Source organism: Flavobacterium sp. YJ01 (assembly GCF_029320955.1).
Classification (GTDB): domain Bacteria; phylum Bacteroidota; class Bacteroidia; order Flavobacteriales; family Flavobacteriaceae; genus Flavobacterium.
The window spans coordinates 3,751,259-3,769,945 of sequence record NZ_CP119757.1 but is presented as its reverse complement, the minus strand read 5'-3'; the positions used below and the strand labels follow the sequence as shown (position 1 = coordinate 3,769,945).

The 18,687-nt window shown below is 33.9% G+C and carries 9 protein-coding genes; 2 read left to right on the top strand and 7 right to left on the bottom strand.

Annotation, left to right across the window (positions count from 1 at the left end; translation table 11 throughout):
* Positions 1-33: 33 nt before the first annotated feature.
* Positions 34-2,652, top strand: a complete 2,619-nt coding sequence (locus tag P0R33_RS16515) for a TonB-dependent receptor (RefSeq protein WP_276172296.1) — start codon at positions 34-36, stop codon at positions 2,650-2,652.
* Positions 2,653-2,656: 4 nt separating this feature from the next.
* Positions 2,657-3,496, top strand: coding sequence for a DUF4249 domain-containing protein (locus P0R33_RS16510; RefSeq protein ID WP_276172295.1), 840 nt, complete (start codon positions 2,657-2,659; stop codon positions 3,494-3,496).
* A 78-nt stretch (positions 3,497-3,574) separates the two neighbouring features.
* On the opposite strand, the gene P0R33_RS16505 is transcribed toward P0R33_RS16510, so the two are convergent.
* The 7 genes from P0R33_RS16505 to P0R33_RS16475 all read right to left on the bottom strand — a co-directional run bounded on the left by P0R33_RS16505 (position 3,575) and on the right by P0R33_RS16475 (position 18,669).
* The gene (locus P0R33_RS16505) at positions 3,575-5,380 is read right to left on the bottom strand and encodes a glycoside hydrolase family 2 TIM barrel-domain containing protein (protein WP_276172294.1); all 1,806 of its coding nucleotides are present in this window, start codon (positions 5,378-5,380) and stop codon (positions 3,575-3,577) included.
* Positions 5,381-5,589: 209 nt separating this feature from the next.
* Positions 5,590-7,008 (bottom strand): hypothetical protein, encoded by a 1,419-nt coding sequence (locus P0R33_RS16500; RefSeq protein ID WP_276172293.1) that lies wholly within the window; start codon positions 7,006-7,008, stop codon positions 5,590-5,592.
* Positions 7,009-7,191: 183 nt separating this feature from the next.
* Positions 7,192-8,091, bottom strand: coding sequence for a PKD domain-containing protein (locus tag P0R33_RS16495; protein WP_276172292.1), 900 nt, complete (start codon positions 8,089-8,091; stop codon positions 7,192-7,194).
* 129 nt (positions 8,092-8,220) lie between these two features.
* Positions 8,221-9,312, bottom strand: coding sequence for an endo-1,4-beta-xylanase (locus P0R33_RS16490; protein WP_276172291.1), 1,092 nt, complete (start codon positions 9,310-9,312; stop codon positions 8,221-8,223).
* Between the two features lie 245 nt (positions 9,313-9,557).
* A complete protein-coding gene (locus P0R33_RS16485; protein ID WP_276172290.1) occupies positions 9,558-11,147 on the bottom strand; it encodes a RagB/SusD family nutrient uptake outer membrane protein in 1,590 nt (529 codons plus the stop codon).
* 45 nt (positions 11,148-11,192) lie between these two features.
* On the bottom strand, positions 11,193-14,219 hold the full coding sequence (locus tag P0R33_RS16480) for a TonB-dependent receptor (protein WP_276172289.1): 3,027 nt from the start codon (positions 14,217-14,219) through the stop codon (positions 11,193-11,195).
* 325 nt (positions 14,220-14,544) lie between these two features.
* Entirely contained in the window at positions 14,545-18,669 is a 4,125-nt protein-coding gene (locus tag P0R33_RS16475) for a two-component regulator propeller domain-containing protein (protein ID WP_276172288.1), read from the bottom strand.
* Between the last annotated feature and the right edge of the window lie 18 nt (positions 18,670-18,687).

Here is an 18,687-nt window from a genome sequence, read left to right as displayed (position 1 = left end):
CCATTTAATAATAATTCAAAAATACAAAATTTCATGAAGCATATAATTTCAGCATGCTTTTTTTTACTCAGTTTATCTATGACTGCACAAAAGGTCACGGTAACTGTAGATCAAAATGTAACTTTAAAAGAATTTTTTAAGCAGATCGAAAATCAGTCTGATTATAAATTTGCCTTTACGGAGCAATTCGATACCAGCAAAAAATATTTCACCAAAAAAAGCACTTTTAAGCAAATCGAAGTCGAAAAGCTTATTGCGGAATTAAACAAAACTGCATCTGTACAATTTTCTATAGTAGGTAACAATATTTTTGTAAAACAGAAATCTCAATCTCAAAAAGCAACTAAAAAAAAAAGCAAGCTAAAGGGACAGATTTTTGACAATGAAAGACAACCTGTTATTGGTGCCAATGTTTTTATTAAGGAATTGGAAGCTGGCACAATAACAGATCTTAACGGAAAATATAGCTTTGAAATTCCAAACGGAACTTACACTCTTATGATAAGTTATGTTGGCTCTAAAAATCAGGAGAAACAAATTACAGTTTCTGATGATGTAACGATGAATTTCAGCATAGAATCGGATAGCCAGCAATTGGGAGAAGTGATTGTAATGAATAATAAAGCTACTGATATCAAAACAACTCAAATGAGTGTTAACAAGCTTTCGATGCAGGAAATCAAAAAAATTCCGGTTGCAATGGGCGAACCAGATCCGTTGAAATCGATTCTAACTCTGCCTGGAGTTACCAACGCCGGAGAAGCTTCTTCTGGTTTTAACGTTCGAGGCGGTGCTGCCGACCAAAATTTGATTCTTTTGGATGGCGCGCCAGTTTATGCAGATTCGCACATGTTTGGTTTTTTCTCGATTTTCAATGCTGATATCGTAAATGGTTTAGATTTATATAAGGGCGGAATTCCGTCTAAATTTGGAGGACGCGTTTCTTCTGTTTTAGATGTAGCGCAGCAAACTGGAGATTTTCAAGATTACAAAGTAAATGGTGGAATCGGAATTATTTCGAGCCGCCTTTTGGTTCAAGGACCAATACAGAAAGAGAAAAGTTCGTTCATCCTTTCCGGACGTACTTCGTATGCGCATTTGTTCATGAAACTGGCGGACAATAACAACTCCGCCATGTTTTATGATTTGAATGCCAAGTTAAATTTCCGTTTTGATGCCAATAATACGTTGTCTTTTTCGGGTTATTTCGGAAATGATTTATTTGATATAAACGACCGTTTTGCAAGCACTTACGGAAGCACAATGGGAATTTTAAGCTGGAAACATAAATTTTCTAATAGTTTAAACAGCAATTTATCTGCTTTTTACAGCGATTATAGATTTAATCTTGAGATTCCGATTGAAAGCTTTAAATGGGATAGCAACATTCAGAGTTACGGATTGAAATACAATTGGAATTATCAGAAAACTGAAAAATTTAAAATCAATTACGGTATAGACGGTTTGTATTATAATTTTAATCCGGGAGTTGTTGCGCCTACTGCTTCAGATTCGCAGTTTAATTACAAACAGCTAGATAAAAAATATGCTCTGGAAGCTTCTGCTTTTATTGATTTTGAAAATCAGATTACAGAAAAACTGAATTTCCGTTACGGACTTCGTTACAGTTCTTTTTATCGTTTTGGGCCAGAACCAATTAGCACTTACGAAAATGGTCAGGCAGTTGTATACAATCCGTTATATAAAATTTACGAAGAAGGAACGCCGACCGGAACCATCAATTATAAAAAAGGACAAGCAATTAGTACTTTCAATAATTTAGAACCTAGAGCCGCATTGTCTTATGCTTTTAATGAGGAAACTTCTATAAAAGCAAGTTACAACAGAATGGCGCAGTACATTCATATTTTAGCCAATACGCAATCTCCTTTACCAATGAGCATCTGGACTCCAAGCGGACCTTTTACAAAACCTCAACTTTTAGATCAGTATGCAATGGGTTATTTCAGAAATTTCAAAGACGGAGATTATTCTTTAGAAACCGAATTATTTTATAAAAATGTCCAAAATCGTATTGATTATATTGACGGAGCTGATGTTTTGGCTAACAATAATATTGAACAGGTAATTCTGAACGGAAAAGCCAGATCATACGGAATGGAATTATTATTTAGAAAAAATGTCGGTGTTTTCACCGGATGGATTTCTTATACTCTATCTCGCGCTGAGCAAAAAACACCAGGAAGAACTCCAGAAGAACCAGGAATTGCAAACGGCGATTGGTATTTATCGGGATATGATAAATTACATAATTTAAGCATTGTAGGAAGTTATGAACTGAATCCGAAATGGTCTTTTAATGGAAATTTCACTTTGCAATCTGGTCAGCCTGTGACTTACGCAAATGGGTATTATGAAATGGGAGGCATTCATGTTCCGAATTATTCATTGAGAAATGAAAACCGTTTACCGCTTTTCCATCACTTAGATCTTGCGGCGACTTATACTCCAAAACCAGACAAAAAGAAAGGCTGGCAAAGCTATTGGGTATTCAGCCTTTACAATGTTTACAACAGAAAAAATGCTGCTTCTGTGAGTTTTACAACCAATGAAGATACAGGAGCAAACGAAACCAGAAGACTTTCTATTTTCGGAATTGTACCTGGAGTTTCTTATAATTTTAAATTTTAATGCTATGAATAAATTGAAAAAATATATGGTAATGAATAAAGCGCTGGCATTAATAAGTCTTCTTTTTGTTTTTTCTTTTGCTTCTTGTGAAGATGTTGTAAACCTAGATCTGGAAACAGGAGAAACGAAACTTGTAGTTGATGCTGAAATTTTATGGAAAAAAGGTACATCAGGAAACGAACAAACAATCAAAATAAGTAAAACGGCTCCTTATTATAGCGGCTCAACTCCAAAAGTTTCTGGCGCACAAGTTAGAGTAGAAAACAGTAATGGAGATGTTTTTACTTTTAACGAAACTGAGGCTGGAGTTTACAAATGCAATAATTTTGTTCCCGTTATCAACATGGATTATAAATTATTTATTAATGCCGAAGGACAAAGTTATACGGCAACAGAAAAGCTGACCGCTTCTACTCCAATTAATAAGATAGAACAGAAAATTGTTCCAGACTTTGGAGGTGAAGATGTAATCGAATTGACTTTTTATTACAACGATCCGGCTGACCAAATCAATTTTTATGTAACCGATTATCAAAGCGAATTTTTGATTTATCCAGAATACGAAATCACAAATGATGATTTTTATAACGGAAATGAAATAAGCACGAGATTTTCTCACGAAGACATGAAAGCTGGAAATACGGTAAAAATTACGCACAGAGGTGTTTCAAAAAATTTCTTTAATTACTGGAAATTAATTCTGGAAGCTTCAAGCTCAAATCCTTTTCAGGTTCCGCCTGGAAATATAAGAGGAAATATTATAAATACTAATGATGCTAATAATACTGCATTTGGTTACTTCAGGCTTTGCGAAGCCGATCAAGTTGATTATTTGGTGAAGTAAAAAAGAAAACCCTTAAACAACAATACCGTTTAAGGGTTTTCTTTTTTAAATTAACAATTTATAATTTACAATTGACAATTAATTTCCATATTCTTTCTCTTTCTGGGCGTACCAATCTTTCATCACATAAAAAGCTTTCTTCTTAATTCCTTGATCTGAAATTAATCCTTTGCGGTTAAAGAAATCCTGAATGTTTGGCAATTGTCTTCTTGGAGATCTAAAATCAACTAAAATCCAAGGCGAAACTCCTGCTAAACCTTCAATTCTGTTGAACATTTGCGTATTTTGAATGTATAATTCTTCCTGATATTCTTCATTCCAACGTTCTTTTTTGTCTCCGTGAAGACCTTGTAACGCTTCACCTCCAAACTCACTGATAATTACAGGTTTGTTGTACGGAATTACCCATTGCATATCTTTGCAAGATTCGTTCGTTCCTCTATACCAACCTAAATACTGGTTGAAACTTACAATGTCTACATATTCATTCATATTGTCGTGAAGTGTATTGACATTGTTCGGACTTTTAGTCACTTCCATCGCCATACTTATTAAACGAGTATTATCTTGTGTGCGAGCGTATTTTGCCAATTTGCTTAAGAAAATATCTCTTTCATCACTGTGCGGCGTTTCATTAGCAATTGACCAAATTACGATTCCGCAACGGTTTTTATCTCTGTAAATCATGTCGTGCAATTGACGTTCTGCGTTTGCATAAGTATCAGGATTTGTCCAAGAAATGGTCCAATAAACTGGAACCTCAGACCATATCATAATTCCCATTTTTTCGGCTTCTCTTACCATATTTTCGTTGTGCGGATAATGCGCCAGACGAACATAATTACAGCCTAATTCTTTTGCCCAATTCAACAAAGTAATCGCATCATCTTGCGACCAACCTCTTCCTGATCTAAAAGGCGCTTCTTCGTGAATACTGATTCCGCGTAAAAAGACTTTTTTTCCGTTTAAAAGGATTTCTTTTCCTTTAGCTTCAATAGTTCTAAAACCAATTTGATCTGCGATATTTTCATCAGCTTTAGAAATAGTTACCTCATATAATTTTGGCTTTTCAGGCGTCCATAAAATTGGATTGGCTTTAATTTCAAAATACGCGATTCCTTTTGCGTCTGTTGTTACGCTTTTTTTGATTTTCAGTTCTGGAATAGAAACCGAAACAGATTGATTCGCACTTTCATTATTCAATTTTATCCAGCCAGAAATTTTCCCTTTTTCTTTTTTATCCAATTGAACCAAATAATCTTCAATATAAGTATTCGGAACTTGCGCCAAAGTCACATCTCTTGTGATACCACCGTAATTCCACCAATCCATGTTTACCGTTGGCACATTATCTTTATGGCGTTTGTTGTCTGCTTTTACAACTACGAAATTATTTCCGTCGACTAATAAATCGGTTACATCAAAATTGAAAGGTGTGTAACCACCAACGTGAGTTCCTGCCAATTTTCCGTTTACGTATACTTTCGCATCATAATTAACGGCTCCAAAATGCAAAATCCCTTTTGTTTTAGCATCTTTTTTATAATTGAAGTCTTTTTGAAACCAAACTGTTCCTTCATAAAAAAACAACCTTTCGTCTTTCGAATTCCAATCAGACGGAATATCCATTGTAGCAGAAGTCGCGAAATTATACTCCGTTAAATCTGTTGCATTCCATTTTTTATTTTCGAAAAATCCATTGTTTTTAAAAGGCATTAAACGGTAATCGTAATATCCATTTTCAAGCGGATCTACGATGTAACTCCATTTTCCGTTTAAAGTAATATTGTTTCTGGCAGCAATATTAGAAACTAATGGAACTTCCTGTGCTACGGCTTTTCCCATTAATAGAAAAGTACAACACAGCATTACAATTTTTTTCATAGTTTTTATTTATAATTAATGGTCTAATTAATTTAAACACATAGAATCATAGTTTTTCTTTGTGTATAGAGGCGTTTCACTAGTTTGAACACACATAGCTGCATTTTTAATTGTTTAGATTTACAAAACTTCGCTATGTGTTAGAAACTAGTTTCTTTTAGTATACTTTTTCAAGTCTAAAAAATCTATGTTTCTATGTGTTTAAAAATTTATTTTTTATCAAAATAACGAGTCAGCTCATAAGCATTATCATTAATGACTTTCATTTCTTTTAATAAAGGCAAATACGGTTCAAAATTACTGTTCACAATTCCTTTGTTTGAATCTCTGTTCGAATAATCGGTGCTTAAATCCTGCGGATCATTGTCCATATATTTGAACCAATGCCATCCGACACTATTTTTGTTTTTAAGCAAATCCAAAGTGAAATTCTGATAGAAAAGTCCTCTTTCCTTTTGCGTTCGAACTAGCCATCCTGCACCCGTATTATTTGGCAAACCAGAATCTTCTCCTTTTGTATACCATTCTGTAATCAAAAAAGGTTTTCCTGACCATTCTCCCCAATTGTTCATTAAATCCTGACTTGGTTCCCATTTTCTGTAATGATTTATTGAAACGATATCCATATACTTTCCTGCCACTTTAAAAATTTCAGGATTGGTCAATTCTTGTTCTTTGTCTTGATTGAAACGGCATCCTAAATACATATGATTTGGATCTGCTTTTCGAAGTGCTTCGGTCACTTTTTTCATATAAGTTTCAAAATAAAATGCTGTAAAAGCCATTCTATCTTCCTGATTAACATCCGATAATGATGCATTAAATCCTTTTCTTTGATCTAACCAAGCTTTTGCGGCGATATATCCCTGCTCATCTTTGGCCAATAAAGTTAAATGTTTATCTAATGCGTCATTATACCAAGGAAGCTCATTATCAGTAAAATAACCCATCAAATACTTATCATTTTTATACTGAGAAACCTCTTCAACTGCTTTTTGGACATAAGAATCAAATTCTTTATCGAAAACCATAACCAAATCAAAACGGTAATTTTGCCAGCTGGCTTCTTTATATTTTCCGCCATATTTTTTAATATGATCAGAATGATACATTCCCATTGGCGAAATAATTACGGTATAAACCAGCGGATTTTCTGCATTTCGAACCAAATCAATATTCGACCACGCTCCTACGCCATTAAATCCGTTATCACGAAGTAATTTAGATTCTTGTTTTACCCAGTTTTCTTTGCTTCCGTATTTTTTGTCAAATGCTTTCTGCTGATTTACAGAACGTCCGGCATTAAAAACAGCAATTCCTTTGTAAATAAACGGATAACCTTCTGGATCAATTATCCACCATCTATTGTCTATTTTTTGTGTTCTGAAAAACCCCGTTGCTTCTTTTTGCCAAATTTTGGAACCCCCGAAAATCGAACTCGGCGACTCCTTTTTTATTTTAAATCCAGGCAATTTATCAATGGTTTTTGCATCATAAGCCACCCATTTCGGGTCTAAAGCGTTTTGTCTTGCTTCTACTTTTTGATACGTAATTTTATTCTGTGCATTCAACGATATTAGGCTTGTAAAACAGATCAATATGCAAATGGAATGTTTCTTTAAATTCATTTTTAATTGTTTTTGAGAGGAAATATTGCCTCTAATTTTAACACATAGAAACATAGCTTTACTTTGAGGATAAAGGCGTTTCACTAGTTTAAATTCACATAGCGCATCTATGTTTGAGAAACTAGTTTCTTTTTATATTCTTTTAAAGTTTAAAAAATCTATGTTCCTATGTGTTTAGAAAAATTATTTAGATAAATAAATATGATCGATATCGAAAGAGTAATTATTTAAAGCTCTTACGTCTTCTGGATCAACACTTCTTAAAACCAAAATATCTTTAATTTTAGTTAAATCTAAAGCCGCATTTTGTTTTTTGTAATCGGCAATTGGAATTTTAACCATGTTCCAGCTTCCGTCTCTTTTTAGACCATAAAGATTACTTGTTGCATCAAATTCTACATAACCTGTATTGGTTGCATCTTTCATTCTAAATCTGATTTTTCCAGTACTTGTAGTTCTTACCGCTAAATTCAGGTATGTGTAAGATGAAATATCTGTAAAATTCACAAACTGTAAAATTGCCATTGCCCATTTTGCTTCTGCTGCCGGTGGTGTCGCTGGAAGAGTGAAGTTTCTGTAAGCATTTTCATAACCTTCAGTTGCCACTTCTTTGATTACAAACTGATTACTTGAAACCCAATTTAAAACAGGTGCCGTCTTTGTGAAATCAGGATTTTCAGAGTAAATTTTTAAAGCATCGGCTGGAATAACAATTGGCGGAGTTGGCGGCGCTTCAACCACAACTGTAAAAGTTTTCTTTTGAACTGTATTATCGACATGCGTTATTTCTAGAGTTGTGGTAAAAGTTCCCGCTTTGGTATATTTTACTTCAACAACTGGTTCGATAGAAGCTCCAGGAGAACCGCCTTGAAATGTCCATTTGATAGCTCTAATTTTTGTTGACGAATCAGTATAAGTAACCGTTTCTCCGCCTTTAATAGCAGTATCGGTTGAAGTTGCTTCTATTGTTCCTTTTTTATAAAGATACACTTCGCGTACATCATCTTCGCAGGAAAACAAAACTGCGAAAAGCACAAAAAATAAATATTTAAATTTTTCTATATGATTTAGTTTTATGGTCATGATTTCAATGTTTTTGGTTATTTTTTTGAGAAAATAGAAGAAAGAATATAGAGAAAAGACTTTCTTAAAATCTTATTTATTCATATCTCTTTTCTATATTCCATTCTCTATGTTCTATATTCTAAAATCCTATTTCAATCCATCTAAAAATCCTTGGTAAGCTGGCTTTTTATTGTAATCAGCATCTAATAGCAAAGGATATTCTTTTGAATGCCAGAAGCTTGTAAGCCAAGTATATTTATCCGTTACTCCCCAAGTTGAAATGGCAAATTTTTGAGTTTGAGGCAATTCTTCGTACATCGATGTAATGTATTTGTAGGTTTCAGATTGTTTTTGCGCTTCGGCATCATTAAAAACGTACGAATCTGATTTTGCTGTATTTACCTTGATATCTAATTCTGAAATGTGAATTAGCAATCCTGTCGAAGCCATATCGGTAAAACCCGTTTTCATGGTTTGTCTGTTGGTATCTGTTGCGTAATGAAACTGATCTCCTAAACCATCTATTGGAACTCCGTTTGCTTTGAATCTGGTCACCATTTTTTTGATGGAAGCTCTTTTCCCTGCGTCTAAAACTACGCTGTAATCATTGTAAAATAATTTTGCATCTGGATCTGCCGCTTTTGCGTAACGGAAACATCTGCCGTAAAATCCGATTGGATCTTTAAACAAAGAATTAATAACAGTTTCATTTCTCATTGCTCCGCCATCGGCAAAAACTTCGTTTACAACATCCCAGCTTTTTACTTTGCCTTTGTAACGTCCTACAACATCGGTAATGTAAACTTTGACTTTCGATTCGAAAGCAATTGAATCGTATTTGGCATTTTTAAACCATTCTGGAAAAGAATCGTACCAAACTAAAGTATGCCCGTGAACTTCTAATTTATTATCCTGAGCAAAACCAACTAGATAATCGGCTGGGGTATAATTGTAAGCCGTTGAAGAAGTCCAGATACTCGCCATTTTCATTTCAAATTCGGCTGTAATCTGACTGTAATGTTTTAAAACTGCATTTTTAAAATTGGCTTCATTTTGCAAATCTCTCATTTTGACTGCGGCTCCAATTTTAAATTTTGCCTTTTCCTTTAAAGTCTGTGTAATCGGATTTGGATTTCCTGAATCGCCTTCTTCAGCATTAATAAAAACCACTTTTTCGTCGTTGCTGCAAGAGGCAAACATCAAAGCGGTTAATGCTCCTAAAATATATTGTTTTATCATCGTGTTAATTTTTAATAGATCTGGAAACCAAAACCAAAATTGGTTTCCAGATTGGGTTATTACTAATTTTAACCATAATTCATTGCATTTAATTTTTTAAACACATAGAATCATAGATTTTTTCAAACTTAGCAAAGGCGTTTCACTTATTTAAATTCACATAGTTCTCTATGTGTGAGAAACTGGTTTCTTTTTTTAAACTCTTTTCGTAATTTTAAATCTATGTTTCTATGTGTTAAAATCAATTAATAACCAACGTTAAATCCTGCAGGTTTTCCCATCAAATCGATTTGCGATTGCGGAATTGGCATGTTTACCATTACAGGAGTCATTTTTAATTGTACTTCACCAGAAATAGTTCCAGAAGGACTTGAACGGAAATACAAATTCTGTCTTTCTACCAGAAGTCCTAATCTTTTCAATAAAAACCATCTGTTATTTTCGAAAGCCAATTCTCTTGCTGATTCGTCTAAATAATTATTTAAAGTCCAAGCTGTCAAATCATAAGTAGTTACCGCGCTTTCAGGATTTCCTGTGTAACCTCTTCTTCTTACTTTGTTCAAATAAGCCAATGCTTTTCCGTCATTTCCTAAATTATGATACGCTTCAGATGCTAACAAATACGTTTCTGCCAATCTGTAATACATATAATCTTTATAACTGTTTGAAGTCATTGGCAGTTTTTCTGAATCATGATATTTCTTCAAACTCCAGTGCCAAGCTCTGTAATTTCCATTTGGAGCTGCAATTGCAGGATTAGTTATCGGTTGCCCAAATTTTGGATTTCCTGGAACATTGATTTTATAATCTTGATAATTATCTGAATAATAATACGTTTTGAATCTTAAATCGTTAGTCTGATCATAAAGTGATTTCAAGTAATTATTTGGATAAAACCATCCTAAAGCTTGACCTCCGTAAGCGACATCCTGAATCAACTCGCTTGTATTCAATTCGTAAGTTCTATGTGTAAAAACACTGCTCAACCAAGAACCGCCGCCACCAGCTAAGTCATCGCTTGGACCTAATAAGAAATCTTTCTGATACGTAAAAAGTGATTCTTTATGATTTCCGTTTTGTCCCCAAACATCAATAAGATTTACTAAACCATGAGTTCCGTCATTAATAATAGCATCAAATTGAGCTGCAGCACCTGCCCAGTCTTGCTGCCATAAAGCGCTTTTCCCACGAATGTGTCTTGCAACTCCTTGACCGTAACGTCCTGGATCTACTTTGAAAGGAAGATTTGCAATTGCGTAATCCAAATCTCCATCAATTAATTTGTAAACATCGGCATCGCTTGCTACTTTATATTCTACAGGATCGTTGATGTTTTGCGGAGTTGTTGGAATCGTATCGATTAAAATTCCACCATACATTTGTTTTAAATCCAAATACAATTCACCGCGAATAACACGTGCCTGCGCCACTAATCTTTTTTTCGCAGCTTCGTCCATTTGTATCGATCTTGCAGCTGTAATAATTGCCGAACATCTGTCGATAATTTTATAGCCTTGAATCCATTTTGAACCTGTAAAAGATTGCGGATTATGACCTGTTCCGTAAGGTGTATTCCAAGTTCTATGTAAGCCTAAATCGGTTGCTACCATAAAGAAAACATTGGCCCACAAATCGTTATTATCTCCAGACGGTAAATTATAAAAACGCATCTGATTGTAAAGTGCATTAACTCCAACTTCTAAACCCGCTGGAGAATTGTAGATATAATCTACAGATACTTGATCTTTTACTGTTTCTTCTAGAAATTCTTCGCAAGAAGTAAGTCCCAAAGAAAGTCCGAAAACCAAAAGAAATAGAAAATGTATATTTTTCATGATCTTGTTATTTTTTTATTTTATTGAATGTCTCAAACTGTGTTATTAAAAACCTACTTGTAAGCCAATAACACAAGTAACAGGTTCTGGATAATCGTAAACTTCTTTTTCTGGACTATACGATTGATAATCTGTAAGTGTAACCAAATTACTTCCTGTAACATAAAGTCTCATATTGGTCAATCCTAAAGATTTAAGAGTGTTTTCTGGAAATTTAAATCCAACTGAAACGTTTTGTAAACGAATGTATGATGCATCTTGAAGTCCTAAAGTATTGATGTACGGCGGATCATTTCCATCTCTTGGTCTTGGCCAATTTCCTCCTGGATTTTCTGGTGTCCAATAATTTTGTTTGATACCGTTTTTAACACCTCTTAAAGATCCTCCTCTTACATAATCATATAAAAATGGATTATCTCTTGTAATGCCTTGAACTGTATAAATATCTGCTGAGAAATCGAATTGTTTGTATTCTAAAGCCAAAGAAAAAGTTCCGAACCAATCTGGCATTTTTGAAGTGATAACTCTGTCTTGATCTGGATTTGGATTCGCACCATTTGATGGATCTGCATCATATAATTTGATATCTCCAGGATACAAAGTTGTTCCCGTTACAAGCGGAATATTTTCTCCTTCCTGATAAATTCCAACTGCTTTATAGCGGTAGTAAACATCAATTGGTTTTCCGATGAACCATAAGTTTCCAACTGCATCATCTTCTCTACCGTCTCCATCTGCATCTTTTCCATAAATACTTACAATGCTATTTTTGTTTTTAGTGAAAGTTGCGCCAAGATTCAATCTAAAATCTTTCTTTTTAATTAAATCACCATTCAAAGTAACCTCCAAACCTTTGTTGTTTACTTTTCCAATATTTGAAAGTTTTAAAGTATAACCTGTATTCGCATTTAAAGTTTCATAAATCAATAAATCTGAAGTATCTGTATTGTAAACCTCAACAGTTCCTGTTAATCTGTTTTTAAACAAACCGAAATCTGCTGCAAGGTTTAATTGCGTTGAAGTTTCCCATTTTAAATCTGGATTTGACAATTGCGTGCCTGGCACATATCCAGAAACTTTTACACCATTTATAATGTAATCTCTTTGTGTAGCAGTTGCCATACTTTGATATGGATCTTTAGGCTGGTTTCCAACCTTTCCATAACTCGCTCTTAATTTTAAATTACTCAAAACAGGAACGTGTTCTTTCATGAATTCTTCGTTAGAAACATTCCATGCCGCATTAACCGCTGGAAAGAATCCCCATTTGTTGTTGGCACCAAATACTGAAGATCCATCTGCTCTTCCTGAAACTGTGAAATAATATTTGCTGTCAAAATCATATTCTAATTTTCCTGCGAAAGAAATTAAGGATCTTTCATTTCCTCCAATTTCAGGCGTATTTAAGAAAGCACTTTCTAAACCATAAATTCCAAGAATATCACTCGGAATTCTGCTTGCCGAATTTCTGAAGTCATTATATTCTGACGAAGTAATCTCATAAACTCCCGTTACGTTAAAATGATTTTTTTCGGCTAAATTCAAATTATAATGCAAAATATTACTCAATTGATATTCTACATTATCCTGAAAACGGATAAAACCACTTCCTTGTCCAGAATTAGCAATTCCAGAAAGAGATTTTGAAGAATTAAAAGACATCGCTTTGAAATTCCAAGATCTGCGGCTGGCATTTAATTTATAAGTAAAACCTTTTGCAAGATTTATATCTAGAAATATGTTCATGATATCGTTACGATTCAACTCGTTTGTAGTCGTTTCATAAACATCAATAAGCGGATTTGGTGTTTCCTGAATTCCTCCAGGCAAATAACGGAAAGAACCGTCTGGATTATAAACTTGACCTAATGGCGACGTGTTAATGGCATTATTTAAAATATTCCCCACATTCGGACGATTTGATTCTGAATACTGAAGCGAAACATTCATTCCGATTTTTAGCCAATCTGTAACTCTTTGGTCTACGTTTACTCTCATCGCAACTTTATCATAATCTGAGTTTGGAACAACTCCCGAAGTATTGATGTAGTTGATACTAGAAAATATACTCGTTTTATCAGTTCCAGAAGAAACACTTAAACTGTGGTTATTGGTAACTCCGGTTCTTAAAACCAATTTTTCCCAATCAATATATTTTCCAGATTGAATAGATTGTAATTCTAGTGGAGTAAAAACCTGATCGTCTGGCCTATAAACGCCATTATTACTTGTTCTGTACGCTTCTCTTTTTAGCTGCGCAAATTCTTCTCCGCTATAAACATCAAAGTTTCTATTTACAGTTTGCACTCCTGAAAAACCATTATAAGAGATTTTTGCTTTTCCTGTTTTTCCTCTTTTTGTAGTAATTAAAATAACTCCATTTGATGCTCTTGCTCCATAAACAGATTGTGCAGCGGCATCTTTTAGAATTTCTAAAGAAGCAATATCGTTCGCATTAATATCATTAATACTTCCGATTACGATTCCGTCCGCAATTACGATTGGTTCGTTACTTCCATTAATGGATTTTTTTCCTCTAATTTGAATTGAAGAAGAACTCCCTGGTCCACCATCGTTTAAGCTCACCTGAACTCCGGCTGCTTTACCTCTAAGCATTTCTCCAACATCAGAAGTGGCTACTTTTGTTAAATCGCCTGGTTTTACCGAAGCCACAGAACTGATCACGTCACTTTTCTTTTTCGTGCCGTAACCTACTACTACTATCTCATCAAGTGCTTGAGAACTTTCTTTAAGAACTACTTTTAGGTTTTTCTTATTTTCGGTATCAACAGACACTTCGTCCATTCCGATAAAAGAAAAAACTAATATGCTTTTTGGAGCGATATTAATACTGAAGTTACCGTCAAAATCAGTTTGGGTTCCTTTTGTGCTTCCTTTTACATGGACGTTTACACCTGGCAAAGGCAGTCCTTTAGTATCTACTACTTTTCCGCTAACGGCATTTTCCTGTGCTTGCATATTCGTGGACAATATGCACATCAAAAGCATCAAAACTAGTTTTAGATAATTTCCACCAAGAAAAAGCATCTTTTCGGGTTTGTTGTTTTTCATTGTAAATTGGTTTGGTTAGTTAATTAATAAATCGTGTGATTACATTGCAAAAGTGCTTAATTAAAGGCGTCTGCAAGGGAGGGTGTTATTCGTATTTAGGGGTGCGAATGTCTTTCTTTGAGGATTTTATATTATTTAAAGCATTAAAAAATAGTATTCGTAATAAAAAACTTAATTTTTAGCAAGACGGTTAATTTTTATATTAGTAGACGAATTTAACCGCAATGTTCGCAAAGGAAGAAACGCAAAGTCCGCAAAGTTTATAAAATCACTTTGCGGACTTTGCGCAAACCTTAGCGTGCTTTGCGGTTAAATAATCTAAAAGTTAATTCACTTGAGAACTTTTATAATCGCTTGGAGAAAGATTGTAGAATTTTTTAAACTCTTTGCTGAAATGTTTTCGATCATTAAATCCGACCATATAAGTTACTTCAGAAACAGAAAAACTGGTATTGGCCAAAAGACTGGCTGCTTTCTTTAATCGCATATTTTTGATGAAACCTGCAACTGAATGATTAGTCAACGTTTGGACTTTTTTATAAAGTACGGTTCGGCTCATTCCGATTTCGTTAACCAAATCGTTTACATCAAAATCGGTATTGTCGAGATTGTTTTCAATAATCTGAGTGAGTTTTTTTAAAAAGATTCCTTCGGGTGTGTTTATGTTTTCTTCTTCAACCGCTGCGATGAAACCTTCGCCGTATTTCTGACGCATGATTTCTTTGGCAGATAATAAATTGGCAATCGTCAATTTTAATTCTTCAATGCTGAATGGTTTAGAAATATAAGAATCTGCTCCTGTAGAAAGTCCTTCAATTCTATTTAAAGTTGAAGATTTTGCCGTCAATAAAATAACTGGAATATGATTCGTGTTCAAACTTGTTTTCAAAATTTTACACAATTCAAAACCATCCATTTCGGGCATCATCACATCACTGACAATCAAATCTGGAATTTCAGAATCCATATATTCTAAAGCATTTAAGCCATTAGTAAATTTCAAAACACGATAATCGGCATGAAGCACATCAAAAATAAACGACAAAACTTCTTCATTATCATCAATTACTAAAATCGTCTTTTTATCGTTGGTGTCTTCAAAATATTCTGGTTCGTAAACCTGAACTTCAGTTTTTACATCAGAAATTGGATTGGCATTTTCATTAATAGAAATCGCATTTTCGACAATTTGAGATTTTTTAAAATGCTCTTTCCCTTTCTTCAATTTGATGGTAAAAATGGTATTGAAATTAGGATCTTCTTCGGTCTGTACTTTTATTTCTCCGTGATGCAGTTCGACAATACTTTTGCTCAAAGCCAAACCAATTCCGCTTCCCAAATTGGCACTTCCGCGATCGTCCAACTGGAAAAAGTTTTTGAAAATCTTCTTTTTACGATTATCTGGAATTCCGATTCCGTTGTCTTTTACTTTAATTTCGATACAATCTGAATTGTCTTTTTGTTCCACCGCCAAAGTAATTTTACCGCCTTTACTTGTAAATTTAAAAGCATTTGAAAGCAGATTATAAATCACTTTTTCCATCTGATTTTTATCGAAATAAATCAAAGCCGTATTGATATTCAGCACAAATTTGTAATCGATTTTCTTCTCGACAGCAATTCCGCGAAACGATTCATAAATATCAAAACAGAAAGAAACAATATCCTGCTGTTCGCAATAGATTTTCATGCTTCCTTTTTCTGCTTTTCTAAAATCCATTAATTCATTAACCAATTTCAACAATCGATCAGAATTGCTTTTAATGGTTTTTAATTTATGTTCGAGATTTGAATTCTTTTCTGCACTGTTTAAAAGTTCTTCAACCGGTCCACTAATTAAGGTCAATGGCGTTCTGATTTCGTGCGAAACATTGGTAAAAAAATCCAGTTTCATTTTATACAATTCTTCCTGTCTTTCTTTTTCTACTTGCTCCAAATAATACGCTTGTTTTAATAATTCACGGTTTCTAAAGAATCGGAACAATAAAACTGAAGCGCCCGCCAATAAAGCGATATAAAATAAATACGCCCACCAAGTTTTCCACCACGGCGGCAGCATGATAATTTTTAAGGTTTTAATGGTTGGATTCCATTCTCCTCCTCCATTTGAAGTTTTTATTTTTAGAAGATACGTTCCAGAATTCAAATTGGTTAAATTGATATAATGCTGTGAACCAATCACATGCCATTCGTCTTTATTGAACGAACTTTCTAGTTTATACGCATATTCATTTTTTTCCGGCGAAATGAAATTCATCGCACTAAATTCTAAACCAATATATCCTTGATCGTGCTTTAAAGTGATTTCAGTCGTTTCACTGATACGTTTTTCTAAAGAAACCTCTTTATTTCCTGGTCTAATTTCTTCATTATTAACAATCAGTTTCGTTAAAACAATTGGCGATTTGTCTTCCGTTTTAATCAATTTTGAAGGATTGAAAACAATTAAACCATTTGAACATCCAAAAACAAGTTCTTTTGCATTTAGATTTGAACTGCAATTATTTGAGAATTGTTTGACTTTTAAACCATCTTTAGAAGAAAAAGAAGTAATCTCAAAATCCTTAATATTAAAAACTGATTTTACATTTTTGGTTTTAATTTTATAAAGCAAATTATTATCTGAAATCCATATATTTCCTTGCGCATCTTCTGAAATACTTTTGATGGTTTCATCCGTAAACCCCATTGATCGGTTGATTTCGAAAAAACGTCCTTTCTTTTCATCAAAAAGATTCACGCCGCCGCTTTCAGCTCCAACCCAAAATCTATTTTTAGAATCGGTAAACATGACAGTTAAACTATTGTTTGACAAACCACTTTTTGGTCCCGCTTTAAAAACTCGCGTAACTTGTTTTAGCTTTTTATCAAAATAGTTCAGACCGTATTGAGTAGCAATCCAAAGTCCGTCTTTTCGATTTACGATATCGGTAATAAAATTATCACTTAGCGAATTGGAAGAACCATCTGCCATGTAAATTTCTACAGTTCCGTCTGGCATTACTTTTTTTAATCCGTTTCCGTTTGTTCCAACCCATAAATCTTCATTATCCATTAATAAAGACGTAATTGGGCGTTCTCTTTCTTTGGAATCCTTTCGCGAAAGCGAGATAAATTGAAACGATTTATTGCTTTTATTGAATTTGAATAATCCGTTGAAAGTTCCGCAAAATAAATTCTGCTCATTCTGATTTACTAAAGCCGTAATCATATTTACGCTTTTATCAGAATCGTAACCTTGAACAAAATACGAATCGCTTTTATTATTTTTAAAATCAAGATAATTCAAACCGCCGCCGTTTGTTCCAACCCAAACTGAACCGTCATTTTCTCTTGAAACGGCGTTTACAGTCGCGTTATTTAATCCGAAATTTGGTCGAACAACTTCTCTTACGTTAACAAAATTGGTATTTGTTTTTTGAAAAAAGTTGACTCCGCCTCCGTTTGTTCCGATCCAAATATCGTTGTGGCGATCTTTCAAAAAGCATTTTACATCATCGTCAGAAAGGCTATAATTCTGCAAAGGATTATGTCCGTATTTACTAAATTCATTTCTGTCTTTTTTATAGACACACAAACCATTTTTTGTGGCAAACCAAATTGTATTGGCATCGACCGTAACAATATCATTTACCCAATTTGAAGATAAACTGTTTCGGTTGTTAGCATTTAGCAAAAAATTAATTACCACATTTTTGTCGACATCAAAACGAAAAACACCATTTGCTTCGGTTGCAAACCATAAATCGCCATTTTTTTCTTTAATGACTTTCCAGACTTTCGATTTAAGTAAAGCTTCATTTTCGGCAAGCGCTTTTGGCAATGCTTTTTTCGAACCATTTTTAGGATCAAAACATTCTAAACCTTTAGAAGTTCCGACCAAAACGCCGTAATTTTTATCATGAAACAAAGACAAAACCCTGCTTTTTCTAAAAGGAGAATTATGATCGTTGGATATTTCTTCTAATAAAAATTTCTGTTTGTTTAGTTTTTTAATTCCGCCAAAAGTTCCAATCCAGATTCTGTTTTGATCGTCTTGAATAATGGATGAAATATAGTTTCGTCCGCCTTTTATTTTCTGAACATCAACTCTCACAAACGTTCTTTCGTTTTTATTAAAAAGATTCAGTCCGTTATTGGTTCCGATCCAGATTTGTCTTTCGCGATCTTCCAAAATCACATTAACATGATTATTGCTGATGCTGTTGAGAATGTCTTTATTGTAAACATATCTCAAAAAATTGTAGCCGTCATAACTAATCAAACCATTTGCAGTCCCAATCCAGATAAAACCTTTTTGAGTCTGATGAATACTTGAAATCATACTTTGCGAAAAACTCGTATCGTAATTGATATGATCAAAATACAAATCAGATTCCTGCGCTTTGGAATTAAAGGGAAGAAAAAGAAATAAGATAAAACTTAAAAAGTAGCTTCTAACGTACTGCATAAAGGAAATGGAATAAAG

What these genes read in the sequence shown, in the direction of transcription:
- P0R33_RS16515 (WP_276172296.1), top strand. Translation starts at nt 34, where the DNA reads ATGAAGCATATAATTTCAGCATGCTTTTTTTTACTCAGTTTATCTATG.
- P0R33_RS16480 (WP_276172289.1), bottom strand. Translation starts at nt 14,219, where the DNA reads ATGAAAAACAACAAACCCGAAAAGATGCTTTTTCTTGGTGGAAATTAT.
- P0R33_RS16500 (WP_276172293.1), bottom strand. Translation starts at nt 7,008, where the DNA reads ATGAATTTAAAGAAACATTCCATTTGCATATTGATCTGTTTTACAAGC.
- P0R33_RS16475 (WP_276172288.1), bottom strand. Translation starts at nt 18,669, where the DNA reads ATGCAGTACGTTAGAAGCTACTTTTTAAGTTTTATCTTATTTCTTTTT.
- P0R33_RS16485 (WP_276172290.1), bottom strand. Translation starts at nt 11,147, where the DNA reads ATGAAAAATATACATTTTCTATTTCTTTTGGTTTTCGGACTTTCTTTG.
- P0R33_RS16495 (WP_276172292.1), bottom strand. Translation starts at nt 8,091, where the DNA reads ATGACCATAAAACTAAATCATATAGAAAAATTTAAATATTTATTTTTT.
- P0R33_RS16505 (WP_276172294.1), bottom strand. Translation starts at nt 5,380, where the DNA reads ATGAAAAAAATTGTAATGCTGTGTTGTACTTTTCTATTAATGGGAAAA.
- P0R33_RS16510 (WP_276172295.1), top strand. Translation starts at nt 2,657, where the DNA reads ATGAATAAATTGAAAAAATATATGGTAATGAATAAAGCGCTGGCATTA.
- P0R33_RS16490 (WP_276172291.1), bottom strand. Translation starts at nt 9,312, where the DNA reads ATGATAAAACAATATATTTTAGGAGCATTAACCGCTTTGATGTTTGCC.